The 16268-nt window shown below is 40.9% G+C and carries 10 protein-coding genes and 1 tRNA gene; 5 read left to right on the forward strand and 6 right to left on the reverse strand.

Going from position 1 to position 16268, the window contains the following annotated elements:
• Positions 1-106 precede the first annotated feature (106 nt).
• Entirely contained in the window at positions 107-553 is a 447-nt protein-coding gene (gene yfbV / locus ACHSBP_RS00340) for a terminus macrodomain insulation protein YfbV (RefSeq protein ID WP_054979437.1), read from the forward strand.
• A 72-nt stretch (positions 554-625) separates the two neighbouring features.
• Here yfbV and rlmA read toward each other — a convergent pair whose 3' ends face one another.
• The 3 genes from rlmA to xthA form a co-directional block, all read right to left on the reverse strand.
• Positions 626-1435: a 23S rRNA (guanine(745)-N(1))-methyltransferase gene (gene rlmA / locus ACHSBP_RS00345; protein WP_395387907.1), complete on the reverse strand. Its 810-nt coding sequence runs from the start codon at positions 1433-1435 to the stop codon at positions 626-628.
• A 103-nt stretch (positions 1436-1538) separates the two neighbouring features.
• Positions 1539-2186, reverse strand: a complete 648-nt coding sequence (locus tag ACHSBP_RS00350) for a hypothetical protein (protein WP_395387908.1) — start codon at positions 2184-2186, stop codon at positions 1539-1541.
• Between the two features lie 24 nt (positions 2187-2210).
• Positions 2211-3017 (reverse strand): exodeoxyribonuclease III, encoded by an 807-nt coding sequence (gene xthA, locus ACHSBP_RS00355; protein WP_395387909.1) that lies wholly within the window; start codon positions 3015-3017, stop codon positions 2211-2213.
• Between the two features lie 146 nt (positions 3018-3163).
• On the opposite strand from xthA, the gene recC reads away from it, so the two are divergent.
• Genes recC through recD form a run of 3 tightly spaced genes read left to right on the forward strand, consistent with a single transcriptional unit; the run spans position 3164 to position 11808 of the window.
• Positions 3164-6445, forward strand: coding sequence for an exodeoxyribonuclease V subunit gamma (recC, locus tag ACHSBP_RS00360; RefSeq protein WP_395387910.1), 3282 nt, complete (start codon positions 3164-3166; stop codon positions 6443-6445).
• Complete coding sequence (recB, locus tag ACHSBP_RS00365; protein WP_395387911.1) at positions 6432-10001, forward strand: exodeoxyribonuclease V subunit beta; 3570 nt, start codon at positions 6432-6434, stop codon at positions 9999-10001. Before recC ends, recB begins: the two co-directional genes overlap by 14 nt.
• Positions 9994-11808, forward strand: a complete 1815-nt coding sequence (recD, locus tag ACHSBP_RS00370) for an exodeoxyribonuclease V subunit alpha (protein WP_395387912.1) — start codon at positions 9994-9996, stop codon at positions 11806-11808. Before recB ends, recD begins: the two co-directional genes overlap by 8 nt.
• 471 nt (positions 11809-12279) lie before the next feature.
• On the opposite strand, the gene ACHSBP_RS00375 is transcribed toward recD, so the two are convergent.
• Together ACHSBP_RS00375 and ACHSBP_RS00380 are read right to left on the reverse strand one after the other, a co-directional pair.
• Complete coding sequence (locus tag ACHSBP_RS00375) at positions 12280-13257, reverse strand: pentapeptide repeat-containing protein (protein WP_395387913.1); 978 nt, start codon at positions 13255-13257, stop codon at positions 12280-12282.
• A gap of 56 nt (positions 13258-13313) precedes the next feature.
• On the reverse strand, positions 13314-14960 hold the full coding sequence (locus ACHSBP_RS00380) for a response regulator (protein ID WP_395387914.1): 1647 nt from the start codon (positions 14958-14960) through the stop codon (positions 13314-13316).
• 60 nt (positions 14961-15020) lie between these two features.
• Here ACHSBP_RS00380 and ACHSBP_RS00385 point away from each other — a divergent pair, with 60 nt between their 5' ends.
• Positions 15021-15713: a M48 family metallopeptidase gene (locus ACHSBP_RS00385; protein WP_395387915.1), complete on the forward strand. Its 693-nt coding sequence runs from the start codon at positions 15021-15023 to the stop codon at positions 15711-15713.
• A 25-nt stretch (positions 15714-15738) separates the two neighbouring features.
• On the opposite strand, the gene ACHSBP_RS00390 is transcribed toward ACHSBP_RS00385, so the two are convergent.
• Positions 15739-15823, reverse strand: a tRNA-Tyr gene (locus tag ACHSBP_RS00390).
• Positions 15824-16268 lie beyond the last annotated feature (445 nt).

Here is a 16268-nt window from a genome sequence, read left to right on the forward strand (position 1 = left end):
GTCATTTCAGACTATGGTATACTTGACTTTATTAGTTGCAATTTTACCCTAAAATTTACTTTTTCGTTAGGTAATTCTAGAAACTCAATGCAATTTCGAGGTGGTAATGCAAAAATCGATGTTAGCGCAAATTTCTGATGGGCATCACTACAGCAAAACATGGCCGTTGGAGCCTAAATTAGGCGCTGTATTTTTGGAGTTTCGTGTCATAAAGGCAACTAAGCTTGCCATTAAAGTTGTGCCTTTGCTTGCGGTGTTAAGTGTGTTTGTGCAGGTAAACTTTTTAAGCCTTGAATATTTACCGCAAGCGTTAACCTTTTCTTTATTTTTGTTGTCAATGCCAGTGCAAGGTTTGTATTGGTTAGGTAAGCGCGCCAATACGTTGCTACCGCCCCAAGAAGCGGTGTGGTTTCGCGAGGTTTACGGCAAAATGACTGAGCACGGGGTCGAGCCGCCAGTATCAATTACCAAACCGCGTTACGGCGATTTGGCATATCTGCTTAAAGAGGTGTACGACAAAATGGATAATGCGTTTAAGCGCGATCTTTTTTAAATACCCTATGAAAACAAAAAGTGTCAGGGCTTTAGCTGACACTTTTTTGTATTCTCTTAATGCTTTGTAAGATTAAGCATTGCCTTTGTTAAACACACTTACATAAAACGACAGAGTCACTGTAAAAGGTGTTTTCTCTCTGAGAGAGTGCCAATGCTCCGGGCGGAATTTCCACGCAAATGGTGTCATTTTAATTAATTCAGTTAACGCATCGAGCTCTAAACTAACTACTTCGGTATGTAACGTATGGCTTTGAAGGCTAAAGCCAGCCGGCGCTTCAACTGCTTGATGTGGCCTTACTTCGTTATAAATAATCGATTTTAACTCAGTTAAGTGGTTATCACCTGGGCTTGCAACAATTAGTGTTCCGTTGTCGTTTACAAGGCGATTTAATTCATCGCTAAACAGTGGTGAAAATACACTGGTTACAATATCAAACGCTGCATCGTTAAATGGTGCATTCGACGATGAAGCAACACTAAAATGGCAGTTTTTAAAGCGCTTAGCAGCATATTTAACCGCAGGTTTTGAAATGTCGAGCCCGTAAGTCGTTGCGACATTCTCACATTCATCAAATTTGTGGGTATAAAAACCTTCGCCACAACCAACATCTAGCAACGTGCTGTTATTCGCCAGTGCTTCAATCTGTTGGCAAATCGCATCGCGTAAAAAATTATAGTGACCACGGGCTAAAAACGCGCGTCGTGCCATAACCATTTCTTTGTTATCGCCCGGATCTTTACTTTTTTTGTTTTGCACGGGCAGCAGGTTGATATAACCTTCTTTGGCTTTATCAAAACTGTGGTTATTGGCGCAAATTAAACGATGTGTGTCATCGGCAAGTGGCGTCTGGCACATAGGGCAAAAATAAAGTTGAGACATTTAAATCTGGTTACACGATAAATAATCGCATAATTATAACCTTAAACCACCAGCAGATACGAGATTAGTGCACCATAAACTCGGCTCTTTCAAAATATGTGATTTAGCGCGCTAAATACTCGTTGTCGTAAAAGGTTCTTACCCAATGAGGGCGATAAATAATTAACACCGTCATTGCCATGCCGTTGATGGTGGCTTCTGGAAACCAGATGAGGCTTGCTAAAAAAGTGTAATTATCAAGTAATGTTTGCCAATCATAGTGGCCAGAAAAATAATGATAGCCTGTCATTAAGCCAATATGAAACACGGCGGTAAGGCCAGCGCCTAAAAAGCTATTAACAAAGATATAAACAAATAAATGGCGGGTAATGTATTGGTAGCACAATAAAAACAGTGCGTAGCTAAACAAAATAGGCAAAAGCGAGGTAAATAGGGCATAGCTGCCAATTTGCTCAAACGGTACTAAACCAAGGCCTAACTGTAAACTATGGCTAAGCGCTGCAGTGAGAATTGCAAGGCGAGGACCAAGCGTTAACGTTACACCCGTCAGTGCTAAAACGTGAATATCAAGACCGGGATAAAGCCCAGCCTTGAGTGACCAAAAGCCAACTAACATTAGGCTGATGGCGAGCACGCTTCGCTGCACAACTTGATTTGATAAAAGAATATGACGCGTGGTCGCATTCAGTGATTTAATCACTGCAATTGCAAATAACAACAAACAGGTTAATTCAGCTAAATCAAATTGCATAGGGTTACCTACCAATTGACTCGGTTAAATATCAAATGTTGCCCAAATTGGCGCGTGATCTGATGGCTTTTCAATGCCGCGCAGCTCGTAATCAATATCTGATTCGATGCACTTTGCTGCAAGCACTTTGGTTGCTAGCACAACATCAATACGCAGACCGCGGTTATCATCAAAGCCTTTAGAACGGTAGTCAAACCACGAGTACTTTTCAGTGGCGTCTGGCGTTAATGCTCTGAAGGTATCAACAAATCCCCAATCGAGCAGGCGAGCAAGCCATTCACGTTCTTCTGGTTGGAATGAACATTTACCAGTTTTTAGCCAGCGTTTACGATTAGGCTCACCAATACCGATATCTAAATCGAGAGGTGAAATATTAATATCACCCATTACGATAATTTGCTCTTCAGGATCATGACTTGCTAAATAAGTCATTAAATCGAGATAGAACTGACGTTTGTATGGGAATTTAGTTTCGTGGGCAATGTTGTCACCCTGCGGGAAGTAGCCGTTTAAAATTTTAACCGGATTACCGTTTTTATCTGCTACTGTCGCAATAATCATGCGTTTTTGCGATTCTTCAGTATCGGTCGGAAAGCCTTTTTCAATTGCGATTGGCGCTTGTTTAGTAAGAACCGCCACGCCGTAATGGGCTTTTTGACCATGAAATGCAACGTGATATCCCATCGCTTCAACATCTTCGATAGGGAAAGCTTCATCATGTACTTTAATTTCTTGAAGGCCAATTACGTCAGGCTGATGCTTGTCGATAACCGCTTGTAGTTGATGCAAACGAGCACGTAAGCCGTTTATATTAAAACTGATAACTTTCATTGTTCACCTTGTTATCCACATCTGAGATTAGTGCGCACTAGTCTAACAAAAAACACGCGTGTCACGTTAGCTTTTTACTCTTTCATAGTCAGCCGCTTTTATTTAAATTAATATAAGGTAAACCAATTAGTTAGTTTGTTCTTAAAATGCTGCATATTATTCAATCAAACCGTATGGAAGCGCTTCAGCTTCACTTATCTCAGTCGCTGATGCACAGCCCCAATCCGAGCATTTTTAATAAAGAACAAGTATTGGTGCAATCACCCGGTATGGCGCAGTGGCTAAAGGTGTTGATTGCCGAGCAACATGGTGTCACTGGGCAAATCGATTATGTGTTGCCTTCAAGTTATATTTGGCGTTTGTATCAAAGCTTGTTGTCAGATGTGCCACAAGAATCGTCATTTAACAAAAATAATATGGCGTGGAAGCTATTTAATATTTTGCCTAATTGCTTAGAACAAGCGGAATTTGCACTGTTAAAACAGTACTTGGTGGATACGCAAACTGCGCTCGATAACGATACGCGATTATTTAGTTTGTGCGAAAAAATTGCCGATGCCTTTGACCAATATTTAATGTATCGACCAGCCTGGTTAGAGAGCTGGCAGCAGGGTGACGATGAACTTGCCGATGTCGATATATCAATTGCACCGTGGCAGCCCATATTATGGCGAAAACTAGTTGAGCATACGCAAACACTTGGGCAAAACCCATATCACCGTGCGAATTTGCACCAAGATTTAATTGCATCTCTAAACCAAAATGCAATTAATTTATCTCATCAAAATTTATACATATTTGGCTTGTCTGCCATTCCCAGTCAGCAACTTGAAGTGTTTCAGGCATTAGCCGAGCACATTGATGTGTACATTTATTTATGTAACCCAAGTAAACACTACTGGGGCGATGTGGTTGATGAAAAAACCAAAGCGAAAATTATTGCCAATTATGACATTAAACCAAATATTGATGCCGAAGGCGAGGATTATTACATCGTAGGTAATCCACTTTTGGCATCATGGGGTAAATTAGGGCGCGAATATTTAGAGCAGCTGGTGGAATTAGATGCACAGTGGACCGATATATTTATTGAAGCGTTTGATGAGAATTTACTGGGTCAATTACAACAGGAAATTTTTGAATTAGCGTTTAAAGGCGTGCCGCTTGCTAGTGACCCAACTTGGTTTGTATCAGATGAGGGCAAGTTAACTTATAGTGAAAACAAAGGCTATTCGTCGTTTCAGTTTGCGCGCTGCCATAATGCACTTAGAGAAGTAGAAGCGCTGCACGACCATTTGTTGAACTTATTTAGTGCTGACGATAGCTTATCACCGCGCGATATTATTGTAATGATGCCTGATTCCGGCCAGTACAGCCCATATATTGAAGCGGTATTTGGCAGTGCAAAAGACAACCGTTACATTCCATTTGCGATTTCTGACTTAGGTGTTGAGCAAGAAAAACCAATCGTAAACAGCTTTATTAAACTTGCCGATTTAGGCGCGTGCCGTTTCTATGTATCTGATATTTTGGACTTATTACAAGTTGACGAAATCTCAGCAAAGTTTGAAATTTCGAGCGAAGAACTCAATCAAATTGGTTATTGGTTAGAGCAGGTTAATATACGCTGGGGCATTGATGGCGAACATAAGGGCGAATTTAACCAACCGAAAATTGCCATTAACAGTTGGCGACAGGGATTGTCGCGCTTAATACTGGGGTTTGCCAGCAAAGACGAAAACACCGAATTTAACCAGTTATTTGCCGCCGACCAAGTTGAAGGTATGGCGGTTGAAACGCTGGCTAAATTAATTCGCTTTTTTGATGCACTTGAACAAACACAAAAAGAGTTAAAATCCAGTGGCAACTTAGCTGAAAAAGTAAAGCAGTTGCAACAACTTACAATGCGCTTTTACGCAAGTGATATAAGCCAAAATAACGACTTAGGCTTTGTACAAAAGGCACTCGAAAACGTTTTACAGCACTTTGAAAACAACGATCATACTGGCGCGGTATCACAAGTGCTAATGGTGCATATTCTCAAGCAGCAACTGATGCAAAAAGGGGTTGGCCAGCGCTTTTTTATGGGCCAGGTAAATTTTTGTACTTTAATGCCAATGCGTGCGGTGCCTTTTAAAGTGGTGTGTATTTTAGGCTTAAATGATGGCGATTATCCGCGCACTGTGCAGCCTCTGGGGTTTGATTTACTTCAGCACAGCAAACCACAAAAAGGTGACCGTTCACGTAAAATGGACGACCGTTACTTGTTTTTAGAAGCAATTTTAAGTGCCCGTGAACATGTGTATTTAAGCTATATCGGTAATTCGTGTGTGGATAATTCGGAGCGTTTACCTAGTGTTTTAGTCAGTGAACTAACAGACTATTTATCCCGTGTGTTTGAGCACGATAAGGGTGAACTAATTGAATCGTTAACGGTGAGCCACTACTTGCAGCCGTTTAATCCTGCGTATTATCAACAATCGCACCTGCAAAGCTATAACCCGATTTGGTTACCAAAACCAACGCCAGCAACGGGTCAAAACGAACCGTTAGTTGCAGATATCGACACACAGGTTGATTTAGCGCTGTTTATTCAGCAATTACTTGCACCACAGCAATCGTTTTATCGTTCCACCATTGGTGCACGATTAGGTGACTATCAATTTAATAATCAAGATGACGAAACCTTTGCCTTAGACGGTTTAACGCGTTACCGCTACCTGCAAGAAATTATCGAGCGCGATTATCTCAGTAATGCCCCTAATTTAGCGGCAATTATTGCAAGAGGCGACTTACCGCAAGGTGCGGGTGCTGAGTTGGCGTTTGATAACATGGTGAATACTGCAGAGCCTTTGTTGATGGAGTTAAAGCGCCATCAGATTATTACAGGTGATGAAACACCCATTGAGCCAAAACGTGTTGATTTGTCACTATCAATGCTGAAAATAAGTGGTGCATTAAAACCTGTATCGTTGGCGACGCAATATTTGTATCGTCCTACAGCTAAATTAAAAGCAAAAGATAAAATTGCTGGGTATTTATATCACCTAGCGGGCTCAGCCAGTGGTGACGTAAATAGCACCGTGTTTTTATCCCTTGATAGCTATATTGAATACCAGCAACTGAACCAAGGCGAGGCATTAAGTCAGCTTGAAAAATGGGGCGAGCTATATCTCTGTATGTTTACTCGACCGTTGCCACTGTTTGCGACGACTGGATTTAGCTATTTGCAAAAACGCGATTTTGCCGCGGCCGAAAACACGTTTTCAGGTGCCTCGTTTGTTGGTCAAAACGAATTGAGCGACCCGTATATTGCACTTGATTTTACCTCTCTAGAAAGTGTCGCTGACGAGTTTATTGAATTAACCGAAACCTATCTTGCACCGATAGACGCCATTATTACGGAGCATAAATATGCAAAATCTTAAACCTATGGCGATGCCGCTGTGCGGCGCAAACTTAATTGAGGCAAGTGCGGGTACCGGTAAAACGTATACCATCACAGCACTATATTTACGGTTACTACTTGGCTTTACCCAAGAAGGCAAACGTACAACGCCGCTCAGTATTGAACAGATTTTAGTTGTAACGTTTACCGAAGCAGCCACCGCGGAAATTAAAGACAGGGTAAGGCAGCGTTTAATTACCTTGCGTGACACACTGCTGGGTAAAGAAACCAATGATCAGGTAGTTAACGAGTTAGTAAGCCAAATAGATGATAGCCACAGTGCGTTTTATCAAATCGACAGCGCAGTTAAATCACTCGATGATGCCGCCATTTTTACGATTCATGGTTTTTGTCAACGTATGCTGAAACAACATGCGTTTGAATCTGGAATGGCGTTTAATTTGCAATTTATTATGGATCAGAGTGAACTGCTTGAGACCGCGATTAAAGATTTTTGGCGTCAGTTTGTTTTTCCACTTGAAAAGCAAAGCTACGCGGCGGTAACCAGCTGTTTTTCATCACCGGATGTATTGCTTAAAAATTTATTTGGATTATTGAGCCGCACAGGCGTTGAAATTACGCCGCATTATACCTTTGAGCAAGCGCTTTCGTTACAGGCGGCGCTTTATGAGACTACAAGTACGCTTAAACAGCAGGTCTTAGCGCAAGAGTTTATCGGCTTTATTGAAAACACGCCGTTTAAAAAATCAAAGCCCATTGCGAGCAGCAAAAACTTAGCATTATTAAATGCCTATTGCCAAAGTGATGAGGTCATTTTTGAAGGCGCATCAAAGCGTTCGTTTGAGATATGGGGTGAGCAAGCATTTGCGGATAAAGGCAATTATTTAAAAGATAAATCTCCGGTTAGCCATCAACTAGCAACCTTATTTGATGAAGCGGCAACGCTAAAAGCGCAGGCCGAAGCAGCATTGCCAGTGTCGATTTTAATTAGTGCGTATCACTACCTTGTTGATTGGTTACTCAGTGAAAAACAAAAGCATCAGTTGATTAATCCGGATGATTTATTACAAAATTTAAGTTTAGCGCTTGAAACTAACACAAGTGGTGAGCTGGCGAATGCAATTTTAAGCCAGTACCCGGTTGCACTAATCGATGAATTCCAAGATACCGATCCTATTCAATACGGTATATTCGCCAATATTTATTTAAACAATAAAAGCGTATCAAATAACGACAACGCATTGATTATGATTGGCGATCCTAAGCAAGCTATTTATGGGTTTCGCGGCGCTGATATTTTTACCTACATTGACGCCAAGCGCCAAGTACCGTTAGAAAGTCATTACACACTGGATACTAACTATCGCTCTTCGCAGCAAATTGTTGATGGTGTAAACAGTATTTTCGCTAACAAAGACGATAGTTTTATTTTTAATAAAGACATTCCATTTAGCAAAGTAAACGCGTTTGGTAAAAGCAGCGAATCGGGATTATTCGTTAATGAAGAAAGTAAGTCAGGTATTCATTTTTGTGTATTCGATGAACTTGATGACACCGTGGCTAAAGGACAAGGGGATAATCACCTTGCCAACATTTGCGCCTCGCAAATTGCCGAACTATTAATTGATGCCGCAGCGGGACGTGCCAAATTGGAAGGTGACGCGTTAAAAGCAAGCGATATCGCGGTACTCGTCAGGGATCGCAACCAAGCAAATTCAATTAAAAGCGCTCTTTATAAATGTGGCGTTGCCAGTGTGTTTTTATCGCGCGATAGTGTGTTTGAAACGCCACTCGCCAGTCATTTATTGACCTTTCTTTCTGCGCTTGTTACCCCCTACAATGAAGCGATTTTTCGCGGCGTTTTAGTGGGACCGTTGTTTGCGCTAAATTATTCACAAGTGCATGAATTAACGCAAAATACCAATGCGTGGGAAGAAACCTTAGAACACTTTGCCGAGCTAAAATTGTTGCTACAACAAAAAGGTGTAATGGCGGTGATTGAATCACTGGTCGAGTTAAATGCGCTTCCGAGTCGTTGGCAGCAAAAAGGCTGGGATGTACCACGCTTGCTAACGGATATTCGGCATTTAGGTGAATTATTACAGCAAAAACAACTGGCGCTGAACAGTTATCATCGTTTGCTGCATTGGTTCTATGACCAAATTACTAAATTCGCGGCAGAAGGTTCGCAACTGCGTCTAGAAACCGATCAACAACTGGTGAACATTGTAACTATGCATGGCTCAAAAGGGCTGGAATATCCTGTTGTGTATATGCCGTTTGTTGCAAGCTTTAGAGAAAATAACGATGCGGTTTATCATAAAGACGATGGCACACTTATTTATGATTTAGCGCCCGACGATGACGCGAAAGCGCTGGCAAGTAAAGAAAGTCTTGCTGAGGACTTACGCCTTTTATATGTTGCGCTAACGCGCGCAGTACATTATTTAGTGGTGGGCTTATACAACTGTAAAGACGGCCGCAGTAAAACACCAGGTATTACAAAAACGCCTTTAGGGCATTTGCTACTTGATAAAGATGATATTGATACGGGACATGACTGGTATAACCAATTGCGCGGATTTTGCGATAGCCATAGTGGTTTAAGCGCGTCACTTTATAGTGCACCAGAATCGCCCGTAGTGTTACCTCAAGCAGCCACCACGTTTGATCAATTATTGGTTAAGCAAAAAACGAAAAGCGTACCAAATAAATGGCGACTTTCGAGTTTTTCATCATTAACTAAATCGTCTCATGGCGATAGCAGCTCATTTGATTACAAACAAGGTGCCAATGATGAAATGCATTTACTCGATTGGCAAGAGAGCACTACTGCAATCGTACAAAATGAGTTTAGCTTTCCAAAAGGCGCCAATGCCGGTAGTTGCTTACACGCCATTATGGAAGAAATCGATTTTAACGCTGCTGAACAGCCAGTTTTCGAGCAAAAAGAACCGCTTGCGGATGTTGTGGAAAAGCAGTTACTCGCATACCAAATTGATGATGGTTGGCAGGAGGTTGTTGAAAACTGGATTAAACAGCTATTAGCTAAGCCATTAGCGCCACTTGCCATATCGATGGAACAGCTAGATATGACGCAGTGCCTAATCGAAATGGAGTTTATGCTGCCAGTAAACGAATTAGTGACCCGCAAACTTAACGATATTTTGTTAACACAGAGTCGCGACCATTTTACACCGCTTACAAGCGCTACCGTAAGCGGCATGCTGAAAGGTTTTATCGATTTAATCTTTTGTTTTGATGGCCGTTACTATGTGCTCGATTATAAGTCGAATTATTTAGGTGATAGCGGTGAGGACTACAATCAAGACAATATGGAAACGGTGATGAGTTCACATCACTACCATTTGCAATATTTACTCTACACGGTAGCGTTACACCGTTTGCTAAAACAACGCATTGCTAATTACGACATTCACACCCATTTAGGGGGCAGCCTTTACTTATTTATGCGCGGTATGCCAACGGGTAATGGCGTGTATTACAAAGCACCCGATGTTGAGCAAGTGCTTGCATTAGATAGCTTATTTGATAAGGGGACATTCAATGCGTGAACTACTTATTGAATATGACAAAATCGATCAGTTTGACCTTAATCTGGCGAGCATACTAGTACCAGATAGCGATTCTAAAATATTTTGCCTAGTACTGTTATTAAGCCGTGCGGTGCGCTCTCAGCACTCATGTTTACCGCTTGAAAGCATTGATAAAGACGACCCGTTTAATCTTGCTCTTACTGAATATGGTAAAAAGCAGTCGCCATTTACAAGTGATGATGACTTTAGTGCACTTTTGCAGGCACACCACAGCGTAGGGGAGCAACAGCCACTTCGTTTGTTTGCAAAACACCTGTATTTTGCTCGCTATGATGATTATGAGCGAGAATTTGTAGAGGCGGTAAAGGCGAGAAATGCACTTTCCACTAACCTCGATTTAACTGAGTTGGGTAATTTACTGTCGCATTATTTTAAAAACTCAGGGGCCCTTGATTGGCAAAAAGTGGCCTGCGCCGTAGCCTGCTTAAAACGTTTTTGCATTATTTCTGGTGGGCCGGGTACAGGTAAAACGACCACAGTAACTAAATTGTTGGCAATTCTACAATCGCTCTACAGCAAGGTACCACTAAAAGTGCAACTTGTTGCGCCAACAGGCAAAGCCGCGGCGAGACTGAGTGAATCGATTGCCGGTGCAAAGCAACACTTGAATATTGATTCGCAAATTGCAAAGCATATTCCAGACACGGCGCAAACCTTGCACCGTTTGTTGGGCGTGATCCATTTATCTAACAAGTTTCGCCACAATCGGCAAAACCCGCTTGATGTGGACTTAGTGATTTTAGATGAAGCCTCGATGGTTGATTTAGCCATGTTAGCTAAACTATTTGATGCATTACCAAGTCATGCGCGGGTTATTTTATTAGGTGATAAAGACCAATTATCGTCGGTTGATACGGGTAATGTACTGTCAGATTTATGTCGCCCATTAACGTTAGGTGTCGATCATAATTACACACCAGAGACGGCAAAAGCCCTTGCGCAGCTACTTAATATGCCAATGAATGCGGCAAAACCAACCTTGTATGAGCTCAACGATAACCTTGCTTATTTGCAAGTTAGCCACCGTTTTAAAACCGACAGCGGCATAGGGCGATTGGCAAAAGCGGTTAATAGCAATGATTTGAATGCCCTGAATGAGGTATATCACTCAAACAGTGCAGATTTGATGTTTAGCTCGCTTGAGACTGATTTTAAGGGATTTATTGACCGTGCAGCCGAGCGCTACAGTGTTTATCTTGCAGCAATACGCAATGGCGACAGCATTCGCGACATTCATTTAGCGTTCGCAAACTACCAAGTCCTGTGTGCAACGCGTGTTGGGCCGTATGGTACCAACGAGCTCAATATGAAAATTGAGAAACAGCTTGGCCAGCAGCAGTTAATTAAACGCACAGGTAATTTTTATATTGGTATGCCAATTATGATCAGTGAAAACAATTACCAGCTTAATTTATTTAACGGGGATATTGGCATTATCATCGAAGACGAAAACGGTCGATTAATGGCGAGCTTTATTGACGATCAAGGTGCTGAACGCGTGATTTCAACAACCCGTTTACCGCAATTTGATACTGTTTATGCAATGACAATTCATAAATCGCAAGGCTCTGAATTTAAACATGTTGCTATGTTATTACCGGTTAATTCACCGGTACTTAATCGACAGTTGGTATACACCGGCATTACGCGTGCGAAAGAATCGTTTGAGTTGGTATCGTTAGCGGGTGGCTTAGAGCGCGCCATGGCACGCACAGTATCGCGATATTCTGGTCTGTATGCGCGTTTTCAACGTAATGAACGCTAGATAGAAAAAGCGCACAAAAGATAACTAGGCTTTAACTCGAACAGGCGACTTATGAGCTACTTTTTTGATAGTAAGTCGCTAACAGCGAGGTTAACGGTAAAATCGTTTAAAGTTTTATCTGATAGGTCGATAGCAAGTTGGGAGCGAGGTTAAAAAGGAACGCGAAGGCATATTAAAACTTGGTAACGATTATGCATAGTCTAACTAAGTGTGCCAAACAGGTATGTTGGTATAACACCGATACTACTATGAGGGTTCTATTATGATTAGTCGTGAATATTGTAAAGCATTAGAGTTAAAAGTTTTTAAAACGTCTAAACAGGTACGCAGTTTAAAAGGGCAGTTGTTCTTTTTTCGATTACTTTCAATGGTATTCATGATGTTGTTTATTATTGGCAACATTAATTAGCAAAACGAATATGACGTTAATACTCGAGTTAATGGTTTGAGTTTTCGTTAAGGGTGTTCACGCTAACGCGTCATTTTCTTAACGAAAACTACCACGAACAGGGCTAGAGAGAAGCTACCGCAAAAAGCTTCGACAGCGGCAATAAATCGGGAATAGCCAAGGGGCGTTATGTCACCGTATCCTAAGGTTGTAAAGGTCACTACACTAAAGTAGAGGCTGTTAACCAGCGCCATTAAATTATCTTGCGTGTTTTGCGTTGAACTGAACTGGATTGTGTCACCATTAAAACTGACGCCAAACGTAAAGTAACCTAGTGCGCAAAGCAGAATCAGCATCATCGAAAAGAAAATAACGTTTACAGGGCGCTCGCCATAGCCGCACAAGATATCGAAAAACTTAGAGGCAATGCGATGTCTTGAAAATTTGGGATATTGATGCCTGCGCATAATCAGTACTTTGTGATTAAATTTGCCTGATAGCTCTAACAGTCCTTGATTTTCTGCGGCATTTCGAAGATCGCGATAGATCTCTTCAGATTGTTCAAAATAATCCAATGCTTTGTCACTGTCGTTTTGTTTTTCAGCTTTTCGCGCAAGGTTTTCTTGCAATAAGGTGTGCCCTAACTTCATATTGTCGATACGTGCACCGACTAGTTTGATGCCAAGTAGGTTTGTTCCCTCTAATTTGGCACAATGTAAATTGGCATCACGTAAATCGGCTTTCATCAGTGACGCATCACGAATACAGGTATTGTAAAGATGCGCATTTTGCATATTTGCGCGATAAAAGTTGCTGTAAGATAGGTCGAAATTTTCACCGTGGTGATTGACTAGGTTAAGCCCGGTAAGGTCAGCTCGTTTTAGCTGTAAGCCTTTTAATAAACCGCCGCGTTTGGCATAGCGCTCTAATTTTTCAGTTAACGCTAAGCCACTTTTATCGTATTTTTGATCGTGCCAAAAACAATAGCCGCCACCCATATCAAGCTCACGACATTGCTCGTTTTCAGGCGATACATATTTACATTTTGGTGCATTGCTCATAGATCAAAAATATCAGATATTGAATTCTTTAAGCCTAGCACCTAGCTAAGGTTTTGCTAATTTGATTGTGAATAAAGTTTAGCTAACTTGTTGTATTCAAACTTAAGATCTTCAAGTCGTTTAGCGTGTTGGCGCGGCAATGCCATACCTTCGACCAAGCGAAAATTACTGCGACATTTTTCTAAAATAACATCCGCTGCTTGATTTGCTCGAGGCAAAAGCTGTAATAGGGCTTGCAGTAAGTTAAGTGCGCTCCCCGTATTCATAGGTGCGTATTTAAGCGCCATTTCAAATTGCTCAATAGCGTTTTGAAAATCGCCTTGTTTATACAGCTCGATACCCCGTACATTGTGCTGTTCAAACTCGGTTTGATGATTTGCAAGCGACTCGTTACGCTCTTGTAATTGTTTAAGGGTTTGCCCATCGCATTCGTTCAGCCCTTTGTATTTTTCAAGCTGAGCGTTGGCATCGTCAAATTCACCTAAATCAAATAGTGCCATAACAGAATCAGGCAATACCGAGCTACTTAATGATTGTTCAGCAATATAAGGCGCTATCATTTTTTTTGCATCTAAAAAGTCGCCTTCACTGACACTTAATCGCGCTTCGCAAAAGGTATTAAACTCTTTAAACAATGCGTGTTGCTCTGTAACGGTAGGGTCGTTTTGTGCTTGACGCAAACTCCCTTTAATTTGATTACTTAGGTCAGCTTTTTCTTCTTTTGAGTTAGCCAAATGGAGTTGGCTGAACATGGCACGAATGTAGTTAAACTGATAATCAATATGGGCAAATGCGGTGCCTTTAGACATGGCAAGCAGGGTGCCGTGTGCTTTAATAAGCGCCTCAAGAGCGTTGTTAGCTTGTGCGATTTCAGCGAAGGTTTTTTGCCTTGCAAATGAATGCGGTGAAATATTACAACTTTGCTCGATAAGGAAAAGTGATTCTTTCCCTTGATCAATATGGTTTAAACTTAAGGCTTTAATGTCTAAGGCGTCGATATTAAAGCGGTTTTGCCCGAGTAATTCGTCACAAATACGAATTGCTTTGTCGTATTGCGCCAAAAACATGCAAGTTTGTGCCATATAAGTTAGCGCCCAAGTGGGCCGTGCTGTTGCTAAAATATTACCAAGTAATTCAAAGGCATTTTGGTATTGCCCTAAGTCAAAGTAGATCTGACAGACACGTTTATAACAAAATTGGGCATTACGCGGCCTATCTTTGGCTATTTTTAAGTAAATTTGCACTGCGGCTTCTAGTTGGCCGTCTTCGATTGCCTGATTCGCGTCAAAAAATAGCTTCTTTTTATTGGAGAGCTTACTTAAGCGTGTTTTTAACATGCCACTTGAAAACGGCTTTATTAAATAATCGTCAGGCTCAATTTCAAGTACCGACAACACGACCGAGCGAGTACTTTCTCCTGTAACTAAAATGGAAATACTGTGGCGAGATAATTTGTTTAAATACTTAAGCTCTTCTAAAAACTGTTTACCATTTCGGCCTTGTCCAAGGTTATAATCGATAAACACAATATCAACAGAATCTTTGTCAATTTTATTAAGCGCGGCTTCGCCGGAATCGTAAAATGAGACATTATTGGCACCCAGTTGTATCAACATACCTTTAAGCAGTTGTTGGAACGATTTCTGGTCATCAATAATTAAAATGGACTTATCTTTGAGTGGATTTTCGCTGTTTTGACTCATTTATATACAGATTAGCGCTAGATTCTTATAACTATAGCAAGTTAACCACAATAGAAAATAATGTCGATCAAATATCAATTAAAACGCAGTAAAAATCGTAAAACACTCGCTATAAAAATTAAAGCAAAAGAAGTGTTGGTTTATGCCCCTATGCATTTAAAACAAGACTTTATAGAACAATGGTTAATGCAAAAACAAGGTTGGATTAATAAACACTTAGAAAAGCAGATTAAACGTGCCGATGCAGCTTCAATATTAACGCAAAAAACACTCACTATGTTAGGTGAAGAGGTTAATTTAGTATTTGTTGAAGGGCAGGCAAAAAGTAACGTCGAGTTAGTAGACGGGGTACTGTCAATTAATACATCGCAACGAGTAAAAAATGTAAGTGATAAGCAGCTGGCATTAATCGCTGATTTTGCAAAAGATAAACTTACTGATTATTGCAGCGCCAAGGTGCAGCGATTGGCAAAACAAATAAACGAGTCATTTCACAGTGTGAGTGTTAAACATGTGCGCAGTCGTTGGGGCGCATGTGATTCGAAACGACGATTACAATTTAATTTACAGCTAGTAAGTGCACCGTTATGGGTAATTGAATATGTTGTTGCACACGAGGTAGCACATTTAAAAGTGATGGATCATAGCCGTAGGTTTTGGCAGACGGTTGAGAGTATCTATCCAGATTATCGAAAAGCTGAACACTGGCTTAAAGAAAACGGATATAGATTGGATATATTTAAACTTGAGTAGATTTAGATGAGCTTCAGAGAGAAAGTGGTGGAGGGGGACGGATTCGAACCATCGAAGGCAATGCCGTCAGATTTACAGTCTGATCCCTTTGGCCGCTCGGGAACCCCTCCACTGAAGTAGGCGCAATACTAGTGAAGCTTTATCTTACTGTAAAGCACTTTTTATAAAAAAGTGGCTAACCGCTCAAAATGCAATCATAACAGCTAAATTTCATACAAAACCACTCAAAGTAACCGCCAAATTAACTTTTGTTATTCATATTTGATGTTCGTGACACATAGGGACACACGTTAATTTGTTTAGTTGGAGAAGAATAATTTATGTTAGGCAGTAACGTTCAATTATTTGTTAACGTAATCGAGCGTTAATTTACGCGTTGTGAATACAGGCATTTTTGATAACGAGTAGGTCAGTGTATTTTGTGTGTTGAAATTTAAATTATAGGTATGTAATTAATCGCTAAGTGAGTATCAATAAAATAAATAGTTTGACTTAGCACCAGATAACATTTCACTTTTTGGAATTTGGAATTTGGAATTTGGAATTTGGAATTTG

Source organism: Pseudoalteromonas sp. XMcav1-K (genome assembly GCF_044005875.1).
In the GTDB taxonomy this organism is placed as follows: Bacteria; Pseudomonadota; Gammaproteobacteria; order Enterobacterales; family Alteromonadaceae; genus Pseudoalteromonas; species Pseudoalteromonas spongiae.

Excerpts from the sequence above, each read along its gene's own strand:
- recB (WP_395387911.1), top strand. The coding sequence starts at position 6,432 with ATGCAAAATCTTAAACCTATGGCGATGCCGCTGTGCGGCGCAAACTTA.
- recC (WP_395387910.1), top strand. The coding sequence starts at position 3,164 with ATGCTGCATATTATTCAATCAAACCGTATGGAAGCGCTTCAGCTTCAC.
- yfbV (WP_054979437.1), top strand. The coding sequence starts at position 107 with ATGCAAAAATCGATGTTAGCGCAAATTTCTGATGGGCATCACTACAGC.
- recD (WP_395387912.1), top strand. The coding sequence starts at position 9,994 with ATGCGTGAACTACTTATTGAATATGACAAAATCGATCAGTTTGACCTT.
- ACHSBP_RS00375 (WP_395387913.1), bottom strand. The coding sequence starts at position 13,257 with ATGAGCAATGCACCAAAATGTAAATATGTATCGCCTGAAAACGAGCAA.
- ACHSBP_RS00350 (WP_395387908.1), bottom strand. The coding sequence starts at position 2,186 with ATGCAATTTGATTTAGCTGAATTAACCTGTTTGTTGTTATTTGCAATT.
- rlmA (WP_395387907.1), bottom strand. The coding sequence starts at position 1,435 with ATGTCTCAACTTTATTTTTGCCCTATGTGCCAGACGCCACTTGCCGAT.
- ACHSBP_RS00380 (WP_395387914.1), bottom strand. The coding sequence starts at position 14,960 with ATGAGTCAAAACAGCGAAAATCCACTCAAAGATAAGTCCATTTTAATT.
- ACHSBP_RS00385 (WP_395387915.1), top strand. The coding sequence starts at position 15,021 with ATGTCGATCAAATATCAATTAAAACGCAGTAAAAATCGTAAAACACTC.
- xthA (WP_395387909.1), bottom strand. The coding sequence starts at position 3,017 with ATGAAAGTTATCAGTTTTAATATAAACGGCTTACGTGCTCGTTTGCAT.